At 65.2% G+C, this 23,417-nt stretch carries 19 protein-coding genes and 2 tRNA genes; 13 read left to right on the top strand and 8 right to left on the bottom strand.

The genetic code is table 11. The features are described 5' to 3' along the window. Positions 1–232 precede the first annotated feature (232 nt). From FBY31_RS06450 to FBY31_RS06430, 5 genes are all read left to right on the top strand, one after another. Positions 233–1,261: a YlbL family protein gene (locus FBY31_RS06450; RefSeq protein ID WP_142045128.1), complete on the top strand. Its 1,029-nt coding sequence runs from the start codon at positions 233–235 to the stop codon at positions 1,259–1,261. Positions 1,262–1,411: 150 nt separating this feature from the next. Then, positions 1,412–4,390 carry a UPF0182 family membrane protein gene (locus tag FBY31_RS06445; RefSeq protein ID WP_142045126.1) on the top strand — a complete coding sequence of 993 codons (2,979 nt, stop codon included), beginning with the start codon at positions 1,412–1,414 and terminating at the stop codon, positions 4,388–4,390. 133 nt (positions 4,391–4,523) lie between these two features. Continuing rightward, positions 4,524–4,597, top strand: a tRNA-Met gene (locus FBY31_RS06440). Positions 4,598–5,050: 453 nt separating this feature from the next. Continuing rightward, positions 5,051–5,124: transfer RNA gene (locus FBY31_RS06435), tRNA-Met, on the top strand. A 139-nt stretch (positions 5,125–5,263) separates the two neighbouring features. Next, complete coding sequence (locus tag FBY31_RS06430; protein ID WP_142038299.1) at positions 5,264–6,196, top strand: cytochrome b/b6 domain-containing protein; 933 nt, start codon at positions 5,264–5,266, stop codon at positions 6,194–6,196. A gap of 44 nt (positions 6,197–6,240) precedes the next feature. Here the strand turns inward: FBY31_RS06430 and FBY31_RS06425 are convergent, their stop codons facing one another. The 3 genes from FBY31_RS06425 to FBY31_RS06415 form a co-directional block, all read right to left on the bottom strand. Beyond that, positions 6,241–7,671, bottom strand: coding sequence for a cryptochrome/photolyase family protein (locus tag FBY31_RS06425; RefSeq protein ID WP_142038296.1), 1,431 nt, complete (start codon positions 7,669–7,671; stop codon positions 6,241–6,243). A gap of 111 nt (positions 7,672–7,782) precedes the next feature. Further along, positions 7,783–8,574, bottom strand: coding sequence for a PspA/IM30 family protein (locus FBY31_RS06420; RefSeq protein WP_142038294.1), 792 nt, complete (start codon positions 8,572–8,574; stop codon positions 7,783–7,785). A 111-nt stretch (positions 8,575–8,685) separates the two neighbouring features. Beyond that, positions 8,686–10,737 carry a TPM domain-containing protein gene (locus FBY31_RS06415; protein ID WP_142038291.1) on the bottom strand — a complete coding sequence of 684 codons (2,052 nt, stop codon included), beginning with the start codon at positions 10,735–10,737 and terminating at the stop codon, positions 8,686–8,688. Between the two features lie 285 nt (positions 10,738–11,022). Here FBY31_RS06415 and FBY31_RS06410 point away from each other — a divergent pair, with 285 nt between their 5' ends. The 4 genes from FBY31_RS06410 to FBY31_RS06395 all read left to right on the top strand — a co-directional run bounded on the left by FBY31_RS06410 (position 11,023) and on the right by FBY31_RS06395 (position 15,471). Continuing rightward, the gene (locus FBY31_RS06410; RefSeq protein WP_142038288.1) at positions 11,023–12,663 is read left to right on the top strand and encodes a S1C family serine protease; all 1,641 of its coding nucleotides are present in this window, start codon (positions 11,023–11,025) and stop codon (positions 12,661–12,663) included. A gap of 256 nt (positions 12,664–12,919) precedes the next feature. After that, positions 12,920–13,720, top strand: coding sequence for an electron transfer flavoprotein subunit beta/FixA family protein (locus FBY31_RS06405; RefSeq protein WP_142045124.1), 801 nt, complete (start codon positions 12,920–12,922; stop codon positions 13,718–13,720). A 14-nt stretch (positions 13,721–13,734) separates the two neighbouring features. Continuing rightward, positions 13,735–14,688 carry an electron transfer flavoprotein subunit alpha/FixB family protein gene (locus FBY31_RS06400; RefSeq protein ID WP_142038284.1) on the top strand — a complete coding sequence of 318 codons (954 nt, stop codon included), beginning with the start codon at positions 13,735–13,737 and terminating at the stop codon, positions 14,686–14,688. A gap of 3 nt (positions 14,689–14,691) precedes the next feature. Beyond that, positions 14,692–15,471: a PIG-L deacetylase family protein gene (locus tag FBY31_RS06395; protein ID WP_142038280.1), complete on the top strand. Its 780-nt coding sequence runs from the start codon at positions 14,692–14,694 to the stop codon at positions 15,469–15,471. 93 nt (positions 15,472–15,564) lie between these two features. On the opposite strand, the gene FBY31_RS06390 is transcribed toward FBY31_RS06395, so the two are convergent. From FBY31_RS06390 to FBY31_RS06375, 4 genes are all read right to left on the bottom strand, one after another. Further along, positions 15,565–16,455 (bottom strand): anti-sigma factor domain-containing protein, encoded by an 891-nt coding sequence (locus tag FBY31_RS06390; RefSeq protein WP_142038277.1) that lies wholly within the window; start codon positions 16,453–16,455, stop codon positions 15,565–15,567. 1 nt (position 16,456) lies between these two features. Further along, positions 16,457–17,065, bottom strand: a complete 609-nt coding sequence (gene sigK / locus FBY31_RS06385; RefSeq protein WP_142038274.1) for an ECF RNA polymerase sigma factor SigK — start codon at positions 17,063–17,065, stop codon at positions 16,457–16,459. Positions 17,066–17,340: 275 nt separating this feature from the next. Next, on the bottom strand, positions 17,341–17,808 hold the full coding sequence (locus tag FBY31_RS06380; RefSeq protein ID WP_142038271.1) for a tRNA (cytidine(34)-2'-O)-methyltransferase: 468 nt from the start codon (positions 17,806–17,808) through the stop codon (positions 17,341–17,343). Positions 17,809–17,829: 21 nt separating this feature from the next. Then, positions 17,830–18,771 (bottom strand): J domain-containing protein, encoded by a 942-nt coding sequence (locus tag FBY31_RS06375; protein ID WP_142038268.1) that lies wholly within the window; start codon positions 18,769–18,771, stop codon positions 17,830–17,832. Positions 18,772–18,987: 216 nt separating this feature from the next. Between FBY31_RS06375 and FBY31_RS06370 the strand changes: the two genes are divergently transcribed. Continuing rightward, positions 18,988–19,686 (top strand): hypothetical protein, encoded by a 699-nt coding sequence (locus FBY31_RS06370; RefSeq protein ID WP_142038265.1) that lies wholly within the window; start codon positions 18,988–18,990, stop codon positions 19,684–19,686. Here FBY31_RS06370 and FBY31_RS06365 read toward each other — a convergent pair. After that, entirely contained in the window at positions 19,683–20,102 is a 420-nt protein-coding gene (locus FBY31_RS06365; RefSeq protein ID WP_142038262.1) for a hypothetical protein, read from the bottom strand. The genes FBY31_RS06370 and FBY31_RS06365 overlap by 4 nt on opposite strands. A gap of 88 nt (positions 20,103–20,190) precedes the next feature. On the opposite strand from FBY31_RS06365, the gene FBY31_RS06360 reads away from it, so the two are divergent. The 3 genes from FBY31_RS06360 to mnmA all read left to right on the top strand — a co-directional run bounded on the left by FBY31_RS06360 (position 20,191) and on the right by mnmA (position 23,382). Beyond that, positions 20,191–20,856: a helix-turn-helix transcriptional regulator gene (locus FBY31_RS06360; protein WP_142038259.1), complete on the top strand. Its 666-nt coding sequence runs from the start codon at positions 20,191–20,193 to the stop codon at positions 20,854–20,856. Between the two features lie 31 nt (positions 20,857–20,887). Then, positions 20,888–22,117: a cysteine desulfurase family protein gene (locus FBY31_RS06355; protein ID WP_142038256.1), complete on the top strand. Its 1,230-nt coding sequence runs from the start codon at positions 20,888–20,890 to the stop codon at positions 22,115–22,117. A 137-nt stretch (positions 22,118–22,254) separates the two neighbouring features. Next, entirely contained in the window at positions 22,255–23,382 is a 1,128-nt protein-coding gene (mnmA, locus tag FBY31_RS06350; protein ID WP_142045122.1) for a tRNA 2-thiouridine(34) synthase MnmA, read from the top strand. Positions 23,383–23,417 lie beyond the last annotated feature (35 nt).

The raw sequence follows: 23,417 nt of genomic DNA, 5'->3' as shown, positions 1-23,417 counted from the left end.
CCGTTCGCTGTCGGCAAAGAACTGGAGCTGCCGGTCACCGCGTAATGTTGGTGCAGTGACTACAACCCGTGGCGGCCACCCTTCAGAGGACCACGCCGCCGAGCTCCAGTCCGGCCCCTGGCCTGCGGAAACAGAAGAGCCCGAGGCTGGCAGCACGCCAGCCGGCCCACCGTCTTCCCCAGCGGAAGCGGGACCCATCGGACCCGACCGCCGAAAGCCCAAGCTCTCCGCCATGATGGTGGCCGGGGTGGCGGCGCTTGGCCTGGGAATCGCCGTGGGCACCCTGCCGGTGCCCTATGTTGTTGAATCGCCCGGCCCCACCTTCAACACCCTGGGCCAGAGCCAGGGAAGCCCGGTCATCAGCGTCACGGGCCGGGATACTTATCCCGCGGCGGGAAACCTTGACCTGACCACCGTCTATGTAGACGGCGGCCCCAATGGGCCGGTGAGTTTCCTGGGGGCTTTCTCTGCGTGGCTTGACAGTTCCAAAGCGGTGTATCCCGTGGAAATGATCTATCCCAAGGGGACCAGCAAGGAAGAGGCGCAGGAGCAGAGCTCGGTGGCCATGACCACCTCGCAGGAGAATGCGGTGGCGTCCGCCCTCAATGAGCTGGACATTTCCTTCGGGCAACAGCTGCAGGCCGCAGGCCTGTCCGACGGTTCCGCCGCGGCCGGAAAGATTGAACCGGGTGACATCCTCAAGACGGTCAACGGCAAGGAGATCACCTCCCTGGCCGTCATCCAGGAGGAACTGGCGGCAGGCAAGGGTGCGCCCGCCACCGTGGTGGTGGAACGGGCTGGCCGGGAAGTCAGCCAGTCCATTACGCCCAAGGACAACGGCGAAGGGCGTTTCATCCTGGGCGTGATGCTCAAATACCTGTTCACCTTCCCCTTTGACGTGAAGATCTCGCTGGACAAAGTGGGCGGGCCCAGCGCCGGGCTCATGTTCTCGCTCGGCATTATCGACACCGTCACCCCGGGCGACCTGACCGGCGGCAAGCACTTTGCCGGGACGGGAACCATTTCCCCGGACGGCACTGTCGGACCCATCGGCGGCATCGGGCAGAAGATGCAGGGGGCACGGGCCGGGGGAGCCACTGTGTTCCTTGCCCCCGCTGCCAACTGCGGGGAAGTGGTGGGCCATGTCCCGGCTGGCCTGCAGGTGGTCAAGGTTGAGAACCTCGCAGAGGCGAGGGACGCCGTCGAACTTGCCGGTTCCGGCCAGGACACGTCCGGCCTCCCGGCGTGCACAACCAACTAGACTGGGCAGGAACTAAGCTCTACCGCCACTCGTGGCAATTATGACGGCTAAACCAGCGTTTGACCGGTAAGGACGTCGCTCGCACGCACGCTTCGAATCATCTGACCGACCAGCTATGAGGTACCGAGTTTGTCCCGACCCGCCAGCACCATGTCCACAGGTAAACCCCCTTCAAGACGCGGCGCGCTGACGCCCACGCTGATCGTTGTTGCCCTGGTGGTTGTGGGCTTCATCTTCTTCGCAAACGTCTGGACCGATGTCCTCTGGTACCGCCAGCTCGGCTTCATCGAAGTGTTCGTCACCGAGAACCTGGCCAGGATCGGCATCTTCGTGACCGGATTCGCCGTGATGTTCCTGGCGGTCTTCTTCGCCATCCGCATCGCATACCAGTCCCGTCCGGTCTACGCACCGGACTCTGAAATCCGCGACAACCTCAACCGTTACCAGGCACAGCTGGAACCGGTCCGCCGCGTGGTGATGGTGGGCCTGCCTGTCCTTTTCGGACTGTTCGCCGGCAGCGCCGCCGCCAGCCAGTGGCAGAAGGTCCTCCTTTTCTTCAACCAGGAGCCCTTCGGCCAGCAGGACCCACAATTTAACCTGGATATCAGCTTCTACCTGATGACCCTGCCGTTCCTCGGTTTCGTCACCGGGTTCCTGATCAGCGTGGTGGTTATCGCCGGAATTGCCGGAATCCTCACCCACTATCTGTACGGCAGCATCAGGCTGATGGAGCGGGGCGTCTTCACCAGCCGTGCCGCCCAGATCCACATCGCCGTCACGGGCGCTGCCTTCCTGGTGCTCCTGGGCATCAACTTTTGGCTGGACCGTTACTCCGCGGTTCAGAGTAACGGCGGACGCTGGGCCGGCGCGCTCTACACGGACGTCAACGCCGTCATCCCCACCAAGGCCATCCTGGCGGTGGCAGCCGCGCTGGTTGCCATCCTCTTCATCGTGGCAGCGGTCATCGGCCGCTGGCGCCTGCCCGTCATCGGAACCGCGATGCTGGTCATCACGTCCATCCTGGCCGGCGGTGTCTACCCCTGGGTGATCCAGCAGTTCCAGGTCCGCCCGTCAGAAGAGACACTGGAAAAGCAATACATCCAGCGCAATATCGACAACACGCGCAAAGCCTATGGACTCGATGCCATCCAGGTGAGCCGCTATAACGCCACCAACACCGCCAGTACCGGTGCCCTCGCCCCGGATGCCCAGACCACGGCAAACATCCGCCTGCTCGACCCAAACCTGATTTCGGACGCATTCTCCCAGCTGGAACAGTACCGGCCGTACTACCAGTTCCCGGACGCCCTCAACGTGGACCGCTACAAAGTGGACGGCAAGATCCAGGACACAGTGATCGCTGTCCGTGAACTGAACCCCACCAACGTGGCCACCAATCAGCAGGGCTGGCTGAACCAGCACGTGGTGTACACCCACGGTTACGGCGTGGTGGCCGCCAAGGGCAACAAGTTCACCGTGGACGGCAAGCCGGACTTCCTGCAGTCAGGCATTCCGTCAACGGGCGTGCTGGGCGATGATTCGAAGTACCAGCCCCGGATCTACTTCGGCGAGTCCTCGCCCGAATACTCTATTGTGGGCGCACCGGACGGAGCCCCTGCCCGTGAGCAGGACAGGCCGTCCGGCCGAGAAGGGGAGGGGGAGACCCAGTACACCTTCGAAGGCAACGGCGGACCCAACGTTGGAACTTTCTTCAACCGGGTGCTGTACTCCATCAAGTTCCAGTCCTCGGACATGCTGCTCTCTGACGGCGTCAACGCCGAGTCCCAAATCCTGTACGACCGCAATCCGCGTGAGCGCGTGGAGAAAGTTGCCCCCTACCTGACGGTGGATGGCAATGCCTACCCGGCTGTGGTGGACGGGCGCGTGAAGTGGATCGTGGACGGCTACACCACCAGCCAGTACTACCCCTACTCGCAGCAGGAACAGCTTTCCAACGCCACCGAGGACACCCAGACCACCTCGGGACGTGCCGTGGCCCTGCCCAACAGCACGGTCAACTACATCCGGAACTCGGTCAAAGCCACGGTGGATGCGTACGACGGTTCGGTCACCCTCTACGCCTGGGATGACCAGGACCCGCTGCTGAAGTCCTGGCAGAAGGTGTTCCCCTCATCGCTGAAGCCGTTCTCGGAAATGTCCGGCGACGTGATGAGCCACGTCCGCTACCCGGAGGACCTGTTCAAGGTCCAGCGCCAGCTCCTGGGGCAGTACCACGTTACGGACCCCTCCAGCTTCTACAAGACCAATGACGCCTGGAGCGTGCCGGCGGATCCCACCGTGGACACGGATGTCAAGCAGCCGCCGTTCTACATGTCGCTGCAGATGCCGGACCAGGAGGAGCCTGCCTTCCAGCTGACGTCCTCGTACATTCCGCAGATCGTCAACGGAAACGCCCGCAACGTCCTTTATGGGTTCCTGGCTGCCGACTCGGACGCCGGCAACCAGGCTGGCGTGAAAGCCGACAGCTACGGCAAGCTGCGGCTGCTGCAGATCCCGCCGGAGATCCAGGTCCCCGGACCCGGCCAGGCCCAGAACAAGTTCAACTCTGATCCCACTGTGTCCCAGGCCCTCAACCTGCTCCGCCAGGGCGCCTCGGACGTGCTGAACGGCAACCTGCTGACGCTTCCTGTCGGCGGCGGCATCCTCTACGTCCAGCCGGTCTACCTCAAGTCCACCGGCGAGACGTCCTACCCCACGTTGCAGCGCGTCCTGGTGGCCTTCGGCGACAAGGTTGGTTTTGCCCCAACCCTGGACGAGGCCCTGAAGCAGCTCTTCGGAGGAGACTCCGGGGCCGCCGCCGGAGACTCGGACAACAACGGGCAGGCGCCGGCGGGCCCGGCTACACCTGCCACGCCGGCAGGAGCAGATGCGAAGGCTGAGCTGAAGGCGGCGCTGGACGAAGCGAACGCGGCGATGCAGGCCGGGCAGGCAGCACTGGCTGCCGGCGATTTCACGGCCTACGGTGAGGCGCAGAAGCGGATTGCAGCCGCCCTCAAGAAGGCGGTGGATGCAGAGGCGAAGATCCCGGTGATCGCGCCCGAGGCCACCCCGGCTCCGGCGTCGACGGCAACCCCGGAAACCACACCGTCGCCCTCGCCGAGCAGCTGATGCGCACTACATGATCACGACGGCGGCAGCCGGCATCCGTTCGTCCAGAGAGCGGATGCCGGGCCGGCGAGACGGAGATCACGCCCTCCCGATTTTGCCTGCTGTTCACCTCCCGGTAGAGTAGTTCTTGCGACGCGGGGTGGAGCAGTTCGGTAGCTCGCTGGGCTCATAACCCAGAGGTCACAGGTTCAAATCCTGTCCCCGCAACTGGAGAAAGGTCCGGATACTGGAAACAGTGTCCGGACCTTTTGTTTTAAGCTCCCGCCGCCGGTGATGCAATGCGCATGGAGTCGGGCAACGCTCCATCACCTTTCGCCTGGAATCGGGCAACGCTCCATCACCTTTCGCCTGGAATCGGGCAACGCTCCATCACGTTTCGCCTGGAATCGGGCAACGCTCCATCACGTTTCGCATGGAGTCGGGCAACGCTCCATCACTCTTGGGAATCTCCCGGAGGTACTCTCCCGCACGCTTCCGCCGGCCGCACCGCCGTCGAACTCCACCAGGAACTGATGGAGCGATGCCCTAAAACCTGCCGGAGCGATGCCCTAAACCTGCCGAGGTGTGGCGCGTTGCGGGGAAGGCGCCGGAGGTGGCGGGAAGCCCGAAACGGCGGGTGGAAAAACCTGCCGCCGAAATAGGGTAGTGTTGATTCTGCGACGCGGGGTGGAGCAGTTCGGTAGCTCGCTGGGCTCATAACCCAGAGGTCACAGGTTCAAATCCTGTCCCCGCAACTTATGTGAAGACCCCGACCGGCAGACAAGCCGGACGGGGTCTTCTTTTTTCCTTGAATGCCGGCAGTTCCTAGTATTCTCTTTCGCAGAGCCTCACAGATCGTGAGTACCACGTCATTCTCGAGAGGAATGTTGCTCGATGTCCACACCCACGAAGAAGCCTGGCGCCGCCGCGGGCAAGCGGTCCCGTCTCTATTGGGGTGTGCCCGCCGTCCTCGTGGCGCTGGTCCTGGTGGTGCTGATCGCCAAATGGCTGGTGGGGCTGCCCGCCGTCGCTTCCTTCGCAGCGGACTATCCGGGCCACTCTGAGCTTCCGGCTCAGGCACCGGAGGGGTTCCCGGCATGGTTGGCATGGCAGCACTTCCTGAATGCATTCTTCCTGCTGCTCATCATCCGGACCGGCTGGCAGGTGCGTACCACCACGCGTCCCAGCGGCCACTGGACCCGGAACAACAAGGGACTGATCAAAACCAAGAACCCGCCCACCAAGATCAGCCTTGAGCTCTGGTTCCACCTGACGCTGGATGCGCTGTGGATCCTGAACGGCCTGGTGTTCGCCGTCCTGCTGTTCGCCACCGGGCAGTGGATGCGGATCGTCCCCACCAGCTGGGACGTCTTCCCGAACGCCCTCTCGGCAGCCCTCCAGTACGCCTCTCTGGACTGGCCCACGGAGAACGGCTGGATCAACTACAACGCCCTCCAGCTCCTCACGTACTTCATCACGGTCTTCATCGCGGCTCCGCTGGCCTTCATTACCGGCCTGCGCATGTCCTCCGCCTGGCCCAAGAAGGCAGCCGGCCTCAACAAGGCATACCCCATTGAATGGGCCCGCGCCGTCCACTTCCCGGTAATGATCTACTTCGTGGCCTTCATTGTGGTGCACGTCTTCCTGGTCCTTGCCACCGGCGCCCTGCGCAACCTCAACCACATGTACGGCGTACGGGACGACGACGGCTGGTTCGGGTTCTGGGTGTTCCTCGCCTCGGTGGTGGTCATGGCAGCCGGCTGGTTCTTGGCCCGCCCCATCTTCCTGCGGCCGATTGCGTCCCTGATGGGCAAGGTCAGCCGCTAAAGACGGACACCGGCCCGCTTGCCAGCAAAGTGCAGGCGGACGGCTCAGTCCTTGAGCCTGGCATAAGCCTCCAGCGCCCGCTCCCGGGACTCGGGCAGCCCCACCAGCGGAAGCGGGTAGCCGGGCACCTCCCCGGCTTTCCACGGTTCGTGGATAGCCTTCCCGTCAAGGTCTGCGAGTTCCGGAACAAACCGCCGCAGGTATCGGCCCGCTGCATCGAACTTCTTGCTCTGCGTCACCGGGTTGAAGATCCGGTAGTAGGGGGAGGCGTCCGCTCCGGATCCGGCCACCCACTGCCAGTTGGCCGGGTTGCTGGCGGCATCCGCGTCAACGAGGGTGTCCCAGAACCACTTCTCGCCGATGCGCCAGTCCGCCAGGAGATTCTTGACCAGGAAGGACGCGGCCGCCATCCGCACCCGGTTGTGCATCCAGCCCGTCTGCCACAGCTGCCGCATGCCGGCATCGACGAACGGGTACCCGGTGCGGCCCTGCTGCCAGGCCCTCAGCTCGTTCCGGTTGAGCGACTGCCACTCGAACCGGTCAAACTCGGCGCGGTAGTTCCGGGTGGCCAGTTCAGGGTTGGCATACAGCAGGTGCCAGCAGAATTCCCGCCAGCCAAGCTCCGAACGGAAGATCCCGACGTCGGCCGGTACCTGGTGCGGGAAGTACCGCCGGATCTCCCGCCACACCCGGAAGGGACTGATCTCGCCGAAGCGCAAGTGCGGCGACAGCCGGCTGGTTCCCTCGACCCCCGGCACGTTGCGGCCGGTTCCGTAATCCTCGGCCGGCCCGTCCAGGAAGTCATCAAGGCGGTGCCTGGCGCCTTCCTCTCCCGGCTCCCACATTTCGGCCAGGCCGCCGCTCCAGTCGGGGGAGTGCGGGAGAAGATTCCAGCTGTCCAGGGCTTCCCCTGTTGGCAGCCATCCTCTCTGCGCGGTGGCGGGCGGTGGCAGCTGCCGGGGCGGTTCCAGGGGGTCGCGCACATCAGCCTTGGCAAGGCAGGCCCGCCAGAAGGGTGTAAAGACCTTGTAGGGGCCGCCTGCTCCGGTGCGGACCGTCCACGGCTCAAACAGGAGATTTGCCTGGTAGCTCAAAGCCTGGACGTCATTGTTGCCGGCCCACTCCTTGACAGCGGCATCCACCGTCCGCTCCGGCAGCCCGTAACGCCGGTTCCAGAAAAGATGCTTCGCGGCGGTTTCCGTTGCGAGGTCCTTGATGACATCAGCGGCCGGTCCGCGACGAAGGAGCAGGCGGGAGCCGTTCGCTCCCAGGGATTCTCCCAGCGCGGCAAGGGAATGATGCAGCCACCACCGGGTTGCTCCGCCCAGCGGCCGGACGCCTGCAGACTCTTCGTCCAGAACGTACACGACGGTCAGGGGCAGGCCAAGCGCTGCCGCCTCGGACAGCGCAGGGTTGTCGTCCAGGCGAAGGTCATCGCGCAGCCAGACGAGCGACGTTGCGTCGGAGGAAGCCATCCCCCCACGCTACACACCAGCGGCAGCAGAAAGGCCGGGGCGGCGGCCCCGGCCTTTCATGAGCGTCTTTAGTGCTCCGGGTGCTTCGAGTGCGGAAGCCCCCTGTGACTGTCAGAGCTTGTCGAAATCAGCTTCGCTCACGGTGGATTCAGCGTCTGCACTGCGGCCTGCGCCGATGGAAGGCTTTGCGGTCCCGCCTGATTTCAGGGCCGCGAGGCGTGCCTCGATCTCCACCTGCTCGCCGAGATCCTCCAGCTGGTTGAACTGCGCGTCCAGGCTCGACTCGGTAAGTTCCTGCTGCCCGCGGACCTTGGCCTCTTCGCGGCGGATCTTCTCTTCGAAGCGCCCCACCTCGCTGGTGGGGTCCATGATGTCGATGCTCTTGATGGCATCGTGGACCTGGGACTGTGCTGCAGCGGTCTTGGAGCGCGCAACCAGTTCGTTGCGCTTGCTGGTCAGCTGGTTCAGCTTGCCCTTCATTTGTTCCAGGCCGGTCTTCAGCTTGTCCACCACTTCACGCTGGGACGCGATGGCCGGTTCTGCGCCCTTGGCCTCATTCTCCGCAGAAATCTGGCGCTGCAGTGCCACCTTGGCCAGGTTGTCGAACTTCTCGGCGTCCGACACGTGGCCGCTTCCGCGGTATTCGTCGGCCTTCCGGGACGCGGCAAGGGCCTTGTTGCCCCAGTCGCGGGAGTTCTTGACGTCCTCGTTGTAATCGTCCTCGAGCATCCGGAGGTTGCCGATGGTCTGTGCAACGGCGGACTCCGCTTCGGCGATGTTGTTGGTGTAATCCCGGACCATCTGGTCCAGCATCTTCTGTGGATCCTCAGCATTGTCCAGCAGAGTGTTGATGTTCGCCTTTGCCAGCTGTGCGATACGGCCGAAAATGGACTGTTTAACCATGGTGTTACCTTTCGTCCTGCTCTTAGTGAGCATTGAAATCAGTGACAGTGCGTTGTTACATTTTCCGCTCGCCGGTCTGCGCCCTGACGGGCCGCGAGTTGTCTATCGGAACTAGAAATCTCCGCCGCCGCCGGAGTCTCCACCCCAGCCGCCGCCCATGTCTCCGCCGCCGAAGTCGCCGCCACCCCAGCCTCCGCCGTCACTGTGACCGCCGCCCCAGCCGCCGCCACCGCCGCCGTTGAGGATGGAGTTGATCAGGATGCCGCCCAGGATGGCGCCGCCGAGTCCGCCGCCGCCTCCTCCGCCGAACATTCCGCCCCGGCCGTAACCCTGGTTGGCGTAACCGTCGAAGTGGTCAACGTCGGCTTGGGCCAACTGGGCTGCCTGGGCAGCGAGGGCGTGCGCCTGCTGCGCGTAGGTCAGGGCCGTGACGGGGTCCGTGCGCGCGATGGACAGTGCGTAATCCAGGTTCCGCTGCGACTCCGCCAGGCGGGTGCGGGCCTCTGTTCCCACACCGCCGCGGCGTGCGGTGATGTAGTCGGAAGTGGCACTGATTTGGGCCTGGGCCGACATGATGGTCTGCTGCAGCGACGCCTGCGCCCGGCGGGCCTGCTCTTGCTGGTCCCGGATTCCGCTCAGGGCCTGGTCCAGCGACTGGTGGGCCGTTTCCACCCGCTGCAGGGTTGCAATGGGATCGATCTTCCCGCCCTGGATCTCTGACTTGACCTGGGTGAGCGCCGCTTCCACGCCAGCCACGGGGCCGGCGAGCTCGGGATGCGCGCCGGACTGGATCATGGCACGTGCCTGGGCAAGGTCCTGCGAGGTGTCCACCATTGCAGCATCAAGGCCGTTGCGAGCCTCGTCCAGGGCGGACGAAACTTTGGCGATCGCATCCAGGAGGACGTTCGTCTGGTGCAGGCTCTCTTCCGCGGCGCGGACAGCGACCGCGGCCAGGCTGCCTTCGCCCTCACCCAGCTTCTGCTCCGCGGTGGCGGTAGCGTTCTGGACGAAAGCCAGCCGCTCCTTTGCCTGCAGGATGTTGTCAGAGACCTGCGCCAGCGCACTCTCCGCGTACTTCGCCCGCAGCGCGGTGAGCGACTGTTCGGCGCTGACGATCTTGGCGTCTGCTTCATGGGCGCCTGCGTTAACGCGTGCCAGAGCCTGCGGCGCGTTCTTCTCCAGTTCGCGCAGCGAGTCGAAATCTGCCTTCTGCTCCTGGAGGGAGGCCAGTGCGGCATCCGAGCGGCGGATGATCTCGCCCAGCCAGGTGCGCTGCTGCTCCTCGGTATCAGGGATGTGGTCGTCCAGCTGCTGCTGCAGCTTGAACGATTCCGTCATGTGGGCCTTGGCTTCCTTCAGCGCCTTGGTGAAGTTGCCGACGGCGGAATCGCCGTACTGTGCCTGGGCGAACATCAGTTCCTGTTCGCTGGACTTGATGGCATCGTCCGCTTCGATGAGCAGCGAGCCGCTCTTACGCCGGAGCTCCTCCACACTAAGGGACGCCAGCGGATCCACCTGGCCCTGCGGGCCATAGCTTGCGCTGGACGACTGGGCTTCGACAGCCTTCTTCCGCCGGCTGCGGAAGTAGAGGTATGCACCCGCGCCGCCTGCAACGACTACACCGGTTCCGACCAGGACGGCGGCGCCGGCGCTCCCGTCGGAGGGGACGTTGCCGCTGCCACCGCCAGCTGCATCACCGATCGCGCCCGCAGCGTTGATGGCAGCCTGCGCATAGTTGTCATTCGCCAACTGTGGCCCGATGGCTTTGCTCTTGATGTTTTCGATTTGGGCGTTGGTGATCTTGCTGCCGCCCTTATTGAGGATGTATTGCCTGACACTGGGGTCCGTAGCAACCGCAAAGATTAGGGCATTGGGGCCGAGGTTAGCCTTTTGGGCTACAGCGTCGGTCCAGGCTTCACGATCGGCGGGGTTCTCAAATTTCTTGACGAAGACGACGTGCAGCACGGTGGCATGGTCCGTCCCCAGCTTCTTGATGGCTTCCTGCACCTCAGCCTTTTTTGAACCCAGGACACCGGCCGAATCCACGATTTTCGTTGTGGGATCCAGCGTGACCGGCGGCTCGGCCCAGGCCGCACCGGCGGGTACCGCCAGCAGCCCGGTAAGGCCGATCACGGCGAGGATACGTTTGAACTTTGACCGCATGTGCAACCCTTCAGCACGCCTGACACCGATTCGGGACGAACCGGTCGTCTCAGAATGCAGCAGCGCCCCCGCGCATGTGTGTAGCCGCAGGTCGCTGTGGCAATCATCTTGATTCTATGGTGCACCCCACAGCCCGTCCATTGAGCTGAATATGCCACCAGCGAAACGGCGCCACACCAAGGAAAACCACTCCAAAAAGGTAATCAGCAAGCTCTCAGCAAACATCCGAGTTTGATTCAGGGAGGAAGTCCATAGTTAAAGCAGAAGAGGATGAAAGGAAGTCCCATGACTGAGAACCAAACCCCCGGCGCCGCACCCGAGAACCGCGGTCCCGGCCGGGAGGATCCCTGGCAGCAGCAGTCCGCCCAGCCCGGGAACAATCCTGAGGTTCACGATGCGGATGACTCGGGAGCCTCGAACCCGGCGGCAGCCGCGGCCAGTGAAGCACCCGGACCACGTCAATACCCCACTGAACGGCTCGAGCCGGAGAACCCCACGCAGGAACTGCCCGGAGCACGCCCCGCGTACCCACAGCGCCACCCGAATCCCCAGCGCCAGCCGTTCTATGGACAGTCCGCTTCCGGTGAACAGGGCGGCGCCCCGGGAGGCCAGCCCGCGCAGGGCCACTATGGCTACTACGGCCCGGGCCAGCACAACGCCCAGTATGCAGCGGGCGGCGCCCCCGTGGGCCTGGCCCCGAATCCCAAGGACGCTCCGCGCAGGAAGGCATCATTCGGCGTCGGCACCCTGGTGGCCAGCATCCTCGCTGCCGGCCTGGTGGGCGGCGCAGTAGGCACCGTCGGCTCCGGCGAACTGTTCGATAATGCAGGCTCCACCGCCACCACCAGCAGCAACAGCCAGCCCGGTACGGTCATCGTCAATAACAAGGACAACGTCAACGCCATCACCGCCGCTGCCCTGAAAGCCTCGCCCAGCGTGGTGACCATCAGCGCTACGAGCGGCAGCTCCGGTGGCACCGGCTCCGGCATCGTCCTGGACGACCAGGGACACATCCTCACCAACACGCACGTGGTCACGCTGGATGGCCAGACAGCCAACGCCTCCCTCGAAATCCGCACCAGCGACGGAAAGGTGCTCTCCGCGAAGCTGGTGGGCACGGACCCGCTGTCCGATCTTGCAGTGATCAAAGTGGACAACACCTCCGGACTCACGCCTGCCACGCTTGGTGACTCCGGGAAGCTCAACGTAGGGGACACCGCAATTGCCATCGGTTCGCCGCTCGGCCTGACCGGTACCGTCACGGACGGTATCGTCTCCACGCTTAACAGGACCATCAGCGTCGCCTCCGCCGCGGCCCCTGATGAGGGCGATAACGCGGAGGGTGACGACGAGGGCGGATTCCAGTTCGCCCCGCCGGGCGGCGGCCAGAGCCAGCAGACGACCGGCAAGGGCGAAATTGCCATCAACGTGATCCAGACCGACGCCGCCATCAACCCGGGTAACTCCGGTGGCGCCCTGGTGAACAGCAGCGGCGAGATCATCGGCGTCAACGTGGCCATCGCTTCTGCCGGATCAGGCTCATCGTCTTCATCCAGCGGCAACATTGGTGTGGGCTTCAGCATCCCCATCAACCACGCCAAGCGGGTCGCCCAGGAAATCATCAACACCGGTAAGGCTTCACACGCCCAGCTCGGCGTCAGCGTCAAGAAGAAGACCGCCTCCAGTGCCGCCTCCGAATTTTCGGTGGGTGCGGAAGTAGCCACCGTGGAAGCAAACTCGGCGGCTGGGAAGGCAGGGATCAAGGTAGGCGACGTCATTACGAAATTCAACGACCTCGCCATCGGCGAACCGGAGCAGTTGACGGCCGCCGTCCGGGAACAATCCGCCGGTTCCAGCGTCAAGATCACCGTCCTGCGCAACGGCGCCGAACAAACCCTGGACGTCACGCTCGGCACCGCAAGCTAGCAGCCGCACGGCCACGCGGCAGAAACCTTAAGGAAGGTTCGACGGCGGCGCTCCCCACCCAAGGTGGGGGCGCCGCCGCCGTGGTACCTGCCGCCGTCGTAAAAGTGCTGCCACTGGCGTAATGCAAGAGGGCGGAGCCCGGCGTCGATATGGTTAGCTAGGAGCTACCCGTACGCCGGGCATCCCGCGGCCATGACCTCACCCGGCTGGCTGTCCACAAGCATGGAAGGCTGCTGTCGATACAGTGGAGAAGACATTGAAGATCATCGTCCTGGTCAAACATGTACCGGACGCACAGTTCGACCGTCACCTCAACGGGGAGCGCTACACGACCGACCGTGACGAAAGCATCCTGTCCGAGCTGGACGAATACGCCCTGGAGGCCGCACTGCAGCTGGCCGAGGCGCGGGGCGGCAGCAAGGCAGGCAACCAGGTCATCGCCCTGAGCATGGGACCCGCCGGTGCGGTCAACGCCGTGAAGAAGTCCCTGCAGATGGGTGCCACCGAGGGCGTACACCTGACGGATGATGCTTTGGCAGGCTCCGACGCCGCGGCTACATCCCTCGCGCTGGCTGCTGCTGTCCAGCGGCTGGGCCAGGACGGGCCGGTGGACCTGATCATCACCGGCATGGCCTCCACGGACGGCGAAACCTCCCTGGTGCCCGCGCAGCTGGCCGAGCGCCTTGGCCTTCCCCAGGTGACGTTCGCCTCCTCCCTGGACGTGGATGGCGGACGGCTTGTGGCGCGCCGGGATGCGGACACAACCTCGGAAACCGTGGAAGCCACCCTGCCCGCAGTGGTGTCCGTGACCGACCAGATCAATGAGCCCCGGTACCCCAACTTCAAGGGCATCATCGCCGCCAAGCGCAAGAGCATCACCACCTTGTCCCTCGCCGACATCGGACTCGACGCCGCCCAGGTGGGGCACTCCGGTTCCTGGACCACAGTGGCCAGCGCGGAGGAGCGGCCGCCGCGCACCGCCGGCACCATCATCACCGACGAAGGCGACGCCGGCATCAAGCTGGTTGACTTCCTGGCCGCCCAGAAGCTGCTCTAAGAGGGATCACCGACATGGCAAAAGTACTTGTTTTTATTGACAACCCCGGCACCGCGCTCAAGAAGAGCAGCCTCGAACTGCTGACCCTGGCCCGCTCCCTCGGCGAGAGCGTTGTAGCGCTCAACGGGGAACTGCACAGCAGCGTCTCCACCACGCTCGCTGAGTACGGTGTCAGCACGGTTCTCCGCCCCTCGTCGGAGGACCTGGACGACTACCTCGTGGCACCCAAGGCCGCGTACCTCGCGGCTGCCGCGCAAAGCACCGGGGCCACGATCGTCCTGCTGGACAACTCACCGGAGGGCAAAGAAATCGCCGCCCGGCTCGGCATCCGCCTCAGCGCCGGCGTTATCACCGACGTCGTGGGCGTGGATGCGGACGGGACTGCGCACAAGTCCGTCCTTGCCGGTTCCTACAACACAGCCTGCAAGGCCAGCACCCCCGTTTCGGTACTCACGGTCAAGGCCAACAATGTGGTCCCCGAGCCAGCCGCCGCAGCCGGCGCGGCGGAAACCGTGACTGTTGAAGTTCCGGCCGGCAGCACCGCTGCCGCCGCCCGGATCACGGCCCGCGAACAGAAGGTGGCCAGCGGCCGCCCGGACCTCACCGACGCCCGCATCGTGGTGGCCGGCGGCCGCGGCCTGGACGGCGACTTCGGCCCCGTGGAGGAGCTCGCCGACGCGCTCGGAGCAGCCGTGGGAGCATCGCGGGCAGCTACCGACGCCGGCTGGATCAGTCACGACGCCCAGGTGGGCCAGACGGGTAAGACCGTGTCCCCGCAGCTCTATATATCCGCAGGCATCTCCGGTGCCATCCAGCAAAAGGCCGGCATGCAGACCGCGCAGGTCATCGTGGCGGTGAACAAGGACGCCGAATCACCCGTCTTCGAGATTGCGGACTTCGGCATCGTCGGAGACCTCTTCGACGTCCTCCCGCAGGCCACGGCAGAGATCAAGAAGCGCAAAGGCTGATTATTGACTGCTTCAGCCAGCCAGGCACAGAGCCCGTTCAACCCGGCCACGCACCGGATTGGACGGGTGCTCTGTTTTGCGGCCCACCCGGACGACATCGATTTCGGCGCTGCCGGCACCATTGCCGCCTGGACGGCGGCCGGTGTCCAGGTCAGTTACTGCATCATGACCGACGGCGATGCGGGCGGCTTTGATGCCGTCCACCGGGCGAACATCATCACTATGCGCGACGCGGAGCAGCGCCGGGCTGCCGAGCTGGTGGGGGTCTCCGACATCCATTACCTCCATCAGCGTGACGGCTACCTGGAAGCCTCGCATGAGGTGATGCGCGGGGTGGTGAAGCTCATTCGTGAACTGCGTCCCGACGTCGTACTGGCCATGCATCCGGAACGGAACTGGCGGCGGATCCAGAAGAGCCATCCGGACCACCTGGCGGTGGGGGAGGCCGTGACACGGGCCGTCTACCCTGCGGTGGAAAACCCGTTCGCCTACCCGGAACTGGCCGAAGCCGGGCTGGCAGCGTACAAACTTCCCTGGCTCTGGCTTTACGCCGGGCCGGATGAGCGGGAAAACCACTTTGTTGATGTGACCGGGCATGTGGAGGCCAAGTTGAAGGCCATCCACGTCCATGTCAGCCAGCATCCGGACGTGGAGGCCATGGAAGCTGCAGTGCGCCAGGCTATGCACGTCAACGCGGAACGTGCCGGGCTACCGGCGGGACACAGCGCCGAAGCGTTCCATGTAGTGGCCGTCAACGGACCGGGAACTATCGCCGGTTTTTGAGCCGGTTGCCAACTGAGCCGGTTGCCAACAAGGGCCCCGCACCTTCCTTCCGGATGATCGCGGGGCGCCCCTTTGGTCGTTCGCAGTTCGCGTTTAGGCGTTCAGCGGAGCAGCGGCAACGGTGGGCAGCGTGGGTGACGTGGATCCGCCGACGGGCTCTACGGTGATCCCGAGCGCCGCGGCAGAGGCGATGCCCTCTACCACGGCAGGCTTGGACAGGGCTTCGGCGTCCATCAGGCCCTGGGAAACCGGTGCGGACCCGTCTTTCGGGATCAGCCACATCTGGTAGACCTTGCCTTCGGGCGGGGCAGGAACGCCGTTCATCTTCACGACGACGGCGTCCTCTGAGGAGGAAATCAGGACTGTGGCGGTGCCGCCACCGGCCACGTTCACCGAGGCCTGCCGAAGGTCTCCGGCCCGGACCACCTGATTCAGGGGGTCGTTCTGGTCCGCAATGTAGGATCCGACGCCGACGCCGCCCAAGGCGATCGCTGCTGCGGCCGCAATTCCCACGAGCCAGCGTCGGGTTCCGGCCGGACCCCGGCGTTCCTCCCGGCGCTGCCGGGCCTTGTCGAGTTCGTCGCCGGAGCCGTCCGGGCGCAGGCGCTGCTGTGCTGGCGGGGAGGTGGCTGCATCGGCGGAAGGATCCGCGGGGGCAGGCTCCGGCCCGTTACCTTGGGATGGCAACGCGGACGGCAACTGGGCCGTGATCCGGTCGAAAAGACCGGCCGGTGGCTCCTCCTCGACCGTGAATGTCCGGGTGAGCGTTTCCCTGGACTGGCGGACGCGTTCGAAGAACGAAACCCGTTCGGCGGCCGGTGCCGCTGAAATATACTCCTCGATGGCGAGGCGCTCCTGGTCCGTTACCGCGTCAAGGGCATACAGCTCGGCCAGGTCAATGGCGCGGCCGGAAGCGAGGTCTGCGGCGACGGTATCGCCGAATGCACCTGAGCGGCCCGCTCGTCCATTTTCCATTTCTGTCATGTCAACTCACCCCCAAACAGGTCTTCAAGCGGATCAGTCCGTCGCGGATGCGGGACTTTATGGTGGGAACCGCGGCGTTCAGCCGTTCGGCGACTTCCCGGTACGTGAGGCCGCCGTAGTAAGCCAGGCGGACGGATTCCTGTTGCGTCTCGGTCAGCGTTCCCAGGCACCGGACCACGGCCTCGGCTTCGAGCCTGCTGCCCACTTCGTCGGAGACTGCGTCGTGGTCGATGTCCTGGGTGCTGGCGCCGTAACGGGCTTCCCGATCCGTGGCTGACTGCGCAGACCTGACCCTATCCACGGCGCGCCGGTGGGAAATGGTCATCAGCCAGGAGAGCGGGCTGCCTGCGGCGGGATCGAACCGGGCCGCGTTTTGCCAGACCTGCAGGAAGACTTCCTGGGTGGTGTCCTCGCTGAGTTCGGCATCGATCAGGACCCTGCGCGCCATGCCATAAACCCGCCGGGACGTCAGCTGGTAAAACTCTGCAAACGCTGCCCGGTCACCCTGCGAAATCTGCCCAAGGAGGACGGCAAGCCGTCGGCTGAGTTCTGCCGGCGGATCTGTCACCGCGGCCGGAGCCTCGGAATGAGGCGCGTTGGGAGTATCCATCACTACCAAGCATAAGTCTCCAGGAGGTGAATCCTCAGCCGTGCCGCCGGGGGTGCCCCGGCTGGTCCTGGAGCCTGCCCGGAGAAGTGTCACCTGCCGCTCCTTGATCGCTAAGGGAATGTTCTCAGGAGGGATTCGGTACAGCCATCCGTGCGGATGGGGGCAGGGTAGAACAAATGTTTCGCCGGCATGTCGCCGCGCTGGTTCCGGCCTTCCTGCCCAGCCCGGTTGCTGGCCTGCCGCCTCCCGGCCTGCCGCCTCCCGGCTTGGCGGGCCTAGTTCCGGGCGCCGGCGAAACCTTGCTGGCGCCAGGCCTCGTAAACGGCGATGGAGGCGGCGTTGGCCAGGTTGAGCGAGCGCAGCGCCGGCAGCATGGGCAGCCGTACGGTTGCGGTGACGTGGGGATCCGTTTTCAGTTCCGCCGGCAGGCCCACGGATTCCCGCCCGAACATCAGCACGTCGCCGGGCTGGTAGGCAATGTCTGTGTAGCTGGCCGTCCCGTCCGACGTGAAGGCGTAAACACGCTCGGGCTGGAGATGCTGCCAGGCATCTTCGATGTTCCGGTGCACGGTGACGACGGCGAGGTCGTGGTAATCGAGCCCGGCCCGGCGGAGCTTCGCGTCGGAGAAGTCGAACCCAAGGGGCTCCACCAGGTGCAGTTCAGCGCCGGTGATGGCGGCCAGCCGGATGGCGTTGCCGGTATTGCCGGGAATTTCGGGTTCGTGGAAGAGGATGCGGAACACTATCCCATCCTAGTCAACCGTTCAGTGCATGCCGCGCAGCAACCGGGCCAGTACCGGCACGTTGACGGTGTTGGGGGCCGGCCCCGACGCCAGGAACTCCTTGATACCCCGCACCATCCCCGCGGCGTTGACGATCCGGACGGTCTCCAGTCCGCCGGAAGACCGGCGATGGTCGTCGATCACCGGCTCGTGCAGGTTGCCGTGCGGGCTCTGCACCACTGTCCAGCCCGTAACGTTCAATTCGGGGAAGATGTCCTGCATGGCGCGGACGATGTGCGCCAGCTGCGGCGGGGCAATGGAACGGCCTCCGTGGTTCAGGGTCCTGCCGTCCCATGCATAGGCACCCTTCGGCAGCAGCATCGAGCCGATGAGCGCCAGCCGGTATCCGGACAGCACCGCATGGTCAATGTGGCTGTTGTCCGCCGGTGACTGGAGTCCGTTGATCAGGCGCGCCGCCGGAATGGCCGGCAGTACCTGCCGGGTCAGGAGCTGGACTGTGCGCATCTCGCGCTGGATCCTTGCTTCGGCCCCGAAAATGCCGCGTTTCCGCGGCATGCCGTGCACCTGCTGGCTGGCCTGCGCCAACGGAATCAGGGGAACGCCGCCGTCCGCTCCGGAACTGTAAGGCGGAACGTAGACAGGCGGGTCACCGGCAGTGTTCCGGGTGCCGCCGGTCCTGTGCACGGTGGCCGAAGCCCTGCTGCCCGCCGGTGGTGCATCAAAGTGTGGTTCGGCATCGGGCTTGTCGGCGGTGCCTGCGGCGTAGGAGCGGTCGTACGCTTTCCTGCGCTGCGGGTCGATCAGGGTTTCATAGGCGCTGGTCACCCGGCGGAATGCGGCAGGATCCCCACCATGGTCGGGGTGGGCCAGGCGGGCGGCGCGCCGATAGGCCACCTTAATTTCCTTCTGGGTGGCGGTGACTGCCACGCGAAGCACCTGGTAATGGGAGTTGCTCTCGGTCAAGCACTCATCCTTTGTGTTGAAACGGCCGGTCCGCGGAGGGCACCCCTGTCCGGCCAGCTTATCGGCCCTTCATCTGACAACGTCCGTGCCGGCGTTCCGGGTTCCCGGCCGCGGCGGGGATCAGGCGGAGTTTAGACTCATGAAGGATGGCTGCGCGGCAGCGGGCAAAGAATGACAGGCAGGAACGGCAGGTCAAGGAACACAGTGGGGGCGGACATGGAAAGGTCGACGACGGCGGCACCGGCCCGCAGGGCCCGGCTGGGACGGTTGCCGCTGGCGGCAGCGGTTCTCGCCTCAGTGGTGACCGCTGGCTGCAGCGTTGGCGTTCCGGACCCCTCGGCGCCCCAACCTGTGGAAACCCCCTCAGTACTTGCCACCCCCACCATCACGCCGGGTCACGACGCTGAGGCCGTGGCGGCACAGGACCTGCCCTTCGCGTCCGGCGGCACCCTCGCCAGCGGTGTTCCCGTCGGCATCTCGGACGGGCTGAAGGATGCCCCCGGCTGGAAGATGGTCAAGGACAACGTGGCCGGCGAAAGCCAGTACCTCAAGGCCGACGGATGCCTCGTTGCCGCAAAGGTCCGGACCAACCAGGCAGTGCTGGCGCAGGGTGATGACCGCGAGTCGACGGTTGCCCTCTTTCAATACCTGGATTCCACCATTCTGCCTGAGTACCTGAAAGCGGCCACGCTGCGGTGGGGCGGTGACGAGTCCACTGCGGGCCACGCGGTGGAGGTGCTGGTCCTGGAAGAGGCGGCCGCGCCAGGGGGCAGGGCGACTACGGTGCTTGCCCGGCTCTTCGGCACGTCCGGATCATCAATCTACGTTTCTGTTTCGTGCCCGGATGCGTCCGCCCTGGCCGCGGCAAGGGCGGACGCTGTCCGGTTCCTGCCGGTCCTGCCTCCTTCGGCCTAAATCCCCGATGCCCGGGCACCCCGGTAGGCAAGCCTGTTGAGCGCCAGGGCGCCCACCAACAGCCCGAAGTCGCGCAGTGCCACGTCGAAGAAGGCTCCGAGCAACAAGAGGTTGACGATGATTCCGCACAGCCACGCTGCCACCAGGAGCGATCCGAACTTCGGCCGGACCGCCACCGCGATGCCTGCGACGATTTCCACCACGCCCACCACGTACATGAAGGTCTGGGCAGGCAAGGGCACCAGCGCCGTGGCCTGCGGCGCAAGGTAGATGGTCCAGTCCGCCAGGATATTCGTGAACTTGTCGAGCCCGAAGATGATGGGCGCGACTGTGAAGACGGTCCGCAGCAACAGGAAGGCCTGCCTGGCAGGCTCCGTGGTGGTGGTAGTGGCGCGCAGTGCTGATGTGGTTTTCACAACTGACTCCTTCTAAAAGTAGGTTCCTCTATTTTAGAAACGCGGAGGGTCTATAATCAATACATCTTGACTTTGGATTGGTGGAGCAATGGCCAGACTTCCCTGGGCGAACCGCATGGCGGCGCTCGCCTCCCTCGGCGATGAAAAGCGCCGCCAGCTGTTTGAACTCGTGGTCTCTTCGCCCGGCGCGGTGGGCCGTGACGACGTTGCGCAGCGCGCCGGAATTCCCCGCAGTACCGTTTCCTTCCACCTGGACCGCTTGGTGCAGGACGGCCTGCTGGCGGTCGAGTTCCACAAGCCGCCAGGGAAAACGGGCCCCGGTTCGGGGCGTCCAGCCAAGATGTACCGTCCTGTCGCCGGTGAAATCGGGGCCTCTGTGCCAGACCGGAACTACGACCTTGCCGGGGAACTGATGGCCGCCGCCATCGAAAAATCCACAGCCGCGGGGGAACCCATTGACGAAACGCTGCCCGCGGAGTCGTGGCGGTTGGGAAGGGCCATGGCGGAGGGGGCTGCAACCATCGAGGACTTCCTGCTCCAGACGGGGTACCGGCCCGAACCGGACGGCGATGGCGGTTTCCTCCTGCCAAACTGCCCTTTCCACCGCCTTTCGGACAAACATCCGGGGGTGGTGTGCACCATGAACGGGGCGTTCCTGCAGGGGGCGGCAGCCCGCTTGGACGCGTCCGGCGGCAGGGTGGTGCCCGCCGATGTGCCCGGCCATTGCTGCGCAAGGATCACGCCGCCCCACTGAACCAGGACGGCACGGCGGCTAGAATTACAGGGTGCCCGTTTACCTCGATCATGCTGCCACCACACCTCTTTCTCCGGAAGCCCTGGCTGCCTTGACGCGTGAACTTGCCCGCACCGGCAACCCCTCATCCCTGCACGGCTCCGGCCGCCGGGCCCGGCGGGCGGTGGAAGACGCCCGCGAGGCCATTGCTGCAGCGGCCGGTGCGCACCCCTCAGAAGTGATCTTTACGTCCGGCGGCACTGAATCGGACAACCTCGCGGTGAAGGGGCTGTACTGGTCCCGCGTGGGCGAAAAGCCGGCGCGGCGGCGCATCCTGTGTTCCGCCGTCGAACACCATGCAGTGATGGACACGGTGGAGTGGCTGGAGCGGCACGAAGGTGCTGACGTCACCTGGCTTCCGGTGGACCGTGATGGGGTAGTGGATCTGGCAGTCCTGGAAGCTGAACTTGCCCGTGACCCGGGCTCGATCGCGTTGGTCACCGTGATGTGGGCCAACAATGAAGTGGGGACCATTCAACCCATCCACCGCGTGGTGGAACTTTCGCACGCGGCTGGCGTTCCCGTCCACTCGGACGCTGTGCAGGCCTTCGGCTCCGTGCCGGTGGACTTCAAGGCGTCTGGACTGGACGCCATGTCCATCTCCGGGCACAAAATTGGCGGACCCGTGGGAGTGGGTGCCCTGCTGCTGGGGAGGTCAGTCAAACTCACCCCGGTCCAGCATGGCGGCGGGCAGGAGCGCGATGTCCGCTCCGGCACCCTGGACACCGCCTCGATCGCCGCTTTTGCTGCAGCCGCGGAGAGTGCAACTGCCAACCTTGCCACGGAATCTGCCCGGATCTCCGCCCTCCGCGACCGGCTGATCGACGGCGTCCGGGAGCGGGTGCCCGAAGCCGTCCTGCGGGGCGCACCCGGGAACGGCCGGCTCCCCGGCAACGCGCATTTCACCTTCCCCGGCTGCGAGGGGGACTCCCTGCTCTTCCTGCTGGACCTTGCAGGCGTGGAATCGTCCACGGGGTCAGCCTGTACCGCAGGTGTGCCCCGGCCCTCCCACGTGCTGCTTGCCATGGGGCTGGATGAGGAAACAGCGCGTGGCGCCCAGCGCTTCACGCTGGGGCACTCCTCGAGGGATGAGGACGTGGATGCGCTGCTGGCCGCCCTTCCGAGCGCGTATGCCAGGGCCCGTCAGGCTGGAATGGCCGGCCATGAGTCTTCCATCCAGACCGCCGGCACCGTGGCGCGGCAGGGTTTGGGCGGCCGCTGAGACTGTGCTTGCGGCAGGCCGTAGAATAGATAGGCGAAGATCGTTTCCGGGAACGTGAATGGATGCCCGGCAGCACTTTCAGCCAGCACTGGCTGCAATCGCCGGCCGGAGCCGGAACCACCCAACAGAAAGCCACCATGCGAGTTCTAGCAGCCATGAGCGGCGGCGTTGATTCCGCCGTTGCCGCCGCCCGCGCCGTCGAGGCGGGGCACGACGTCGTCGGCGTCCATTTGGCGCTGTCCCGCATGCCCGGCACCCTCCGCACGGGAAGCCGCGGCTGCTGCACCATCGAAGACTCCCGTGACGCCTGGCGCGCCTGCGACGTCCTGGGGATTCCTTACTATGTGTGGGACTTCTCCGAACGCTTCAAGGAAGACGTCGTCCAGGACTTCATCGACGAATACGCCGCCGGCCGCACGCCCAACCCATGCATGCGCTGCAACGAGCGGATCAAGTTCGCCGCATTGCTGGAAAAGGCCATCGCCCTGGGCTTCGATGCCGTCTGCACCGGGCATTATGCCAAGGTCATCGAGGACGCGGACGGCAACCGCGAACTCCACCGGGCCGCCGACTGGGCTAAGGACCAAAGCTACGTCCTGGGCGTCCTGACCCACGAGCAGCTCAAGCACTCCATGTTCCCGCTCGCTGACACGCCCTCCAAGGCAGAAGTTCGTGCCGAAGCTGAGCGGCGCGGCCTGTCCGTGGCCAACAAGCCCGACAGCCACGACATCTGCTTCATCCCGGATGGCGACACCGCAGGCTGGCTCGCGGAGAAAATCGACATGGCCACCGGCGACATCGTGGACGAAACCGGCGCGAAGGTGGGGGAGCACCCGGGCGCCAACGCTTTCACCGTGGGCCAGCGACGCGGGCTGAAGCTCGGCACGCCGGCTGCAGACGGGAAGCCGCGCTTCGTCCTGGAAATCCGGCCCAAGGAGAACAAGGTGGTAGTGGGTCCGGAGGCGCTCCTGGCCATCGACGAAATCCGGGGCATCAAGGTGTCCTGGGCGGGACTGCCCATCGCCGAAGTGGACACCGGCGAGGAGTTCGACTGCTACGCGCAGGTCCGTGCGCACGGCGACCCCGTTCCCGCGACGGCACGGATGGAACGCGGCGAACCGGACAACGGCCAGCTGGTGGTCACGCTGACCAGCCCGCTGCGCGGCGTCGCACCCGGGCAGACCGTTGTCCTCTACCAGGGCAGCAGGGTCCTGGGCCAGGCAACCATCGATGCCGCCCGCTCCCTGCAGCGCGCAGCGCTCTAGCTTTCTGAACGCCGTCCCGGTTTCCGCCGGGACGG

The organism is Arthrobacter sp. SLBN-100 (assembly GCF_006715305.1).
Classification (GTDB): domain Bacteria; phylum Actinomycetota; class Actinomycetes; order Actinomycetales; family Micrococcaceae; genus Arthrobacter.
Note: the sequence above shows the minus strand (reverse complement) of the source record. Positions and strands in the feature narration are given on the sequence as shown.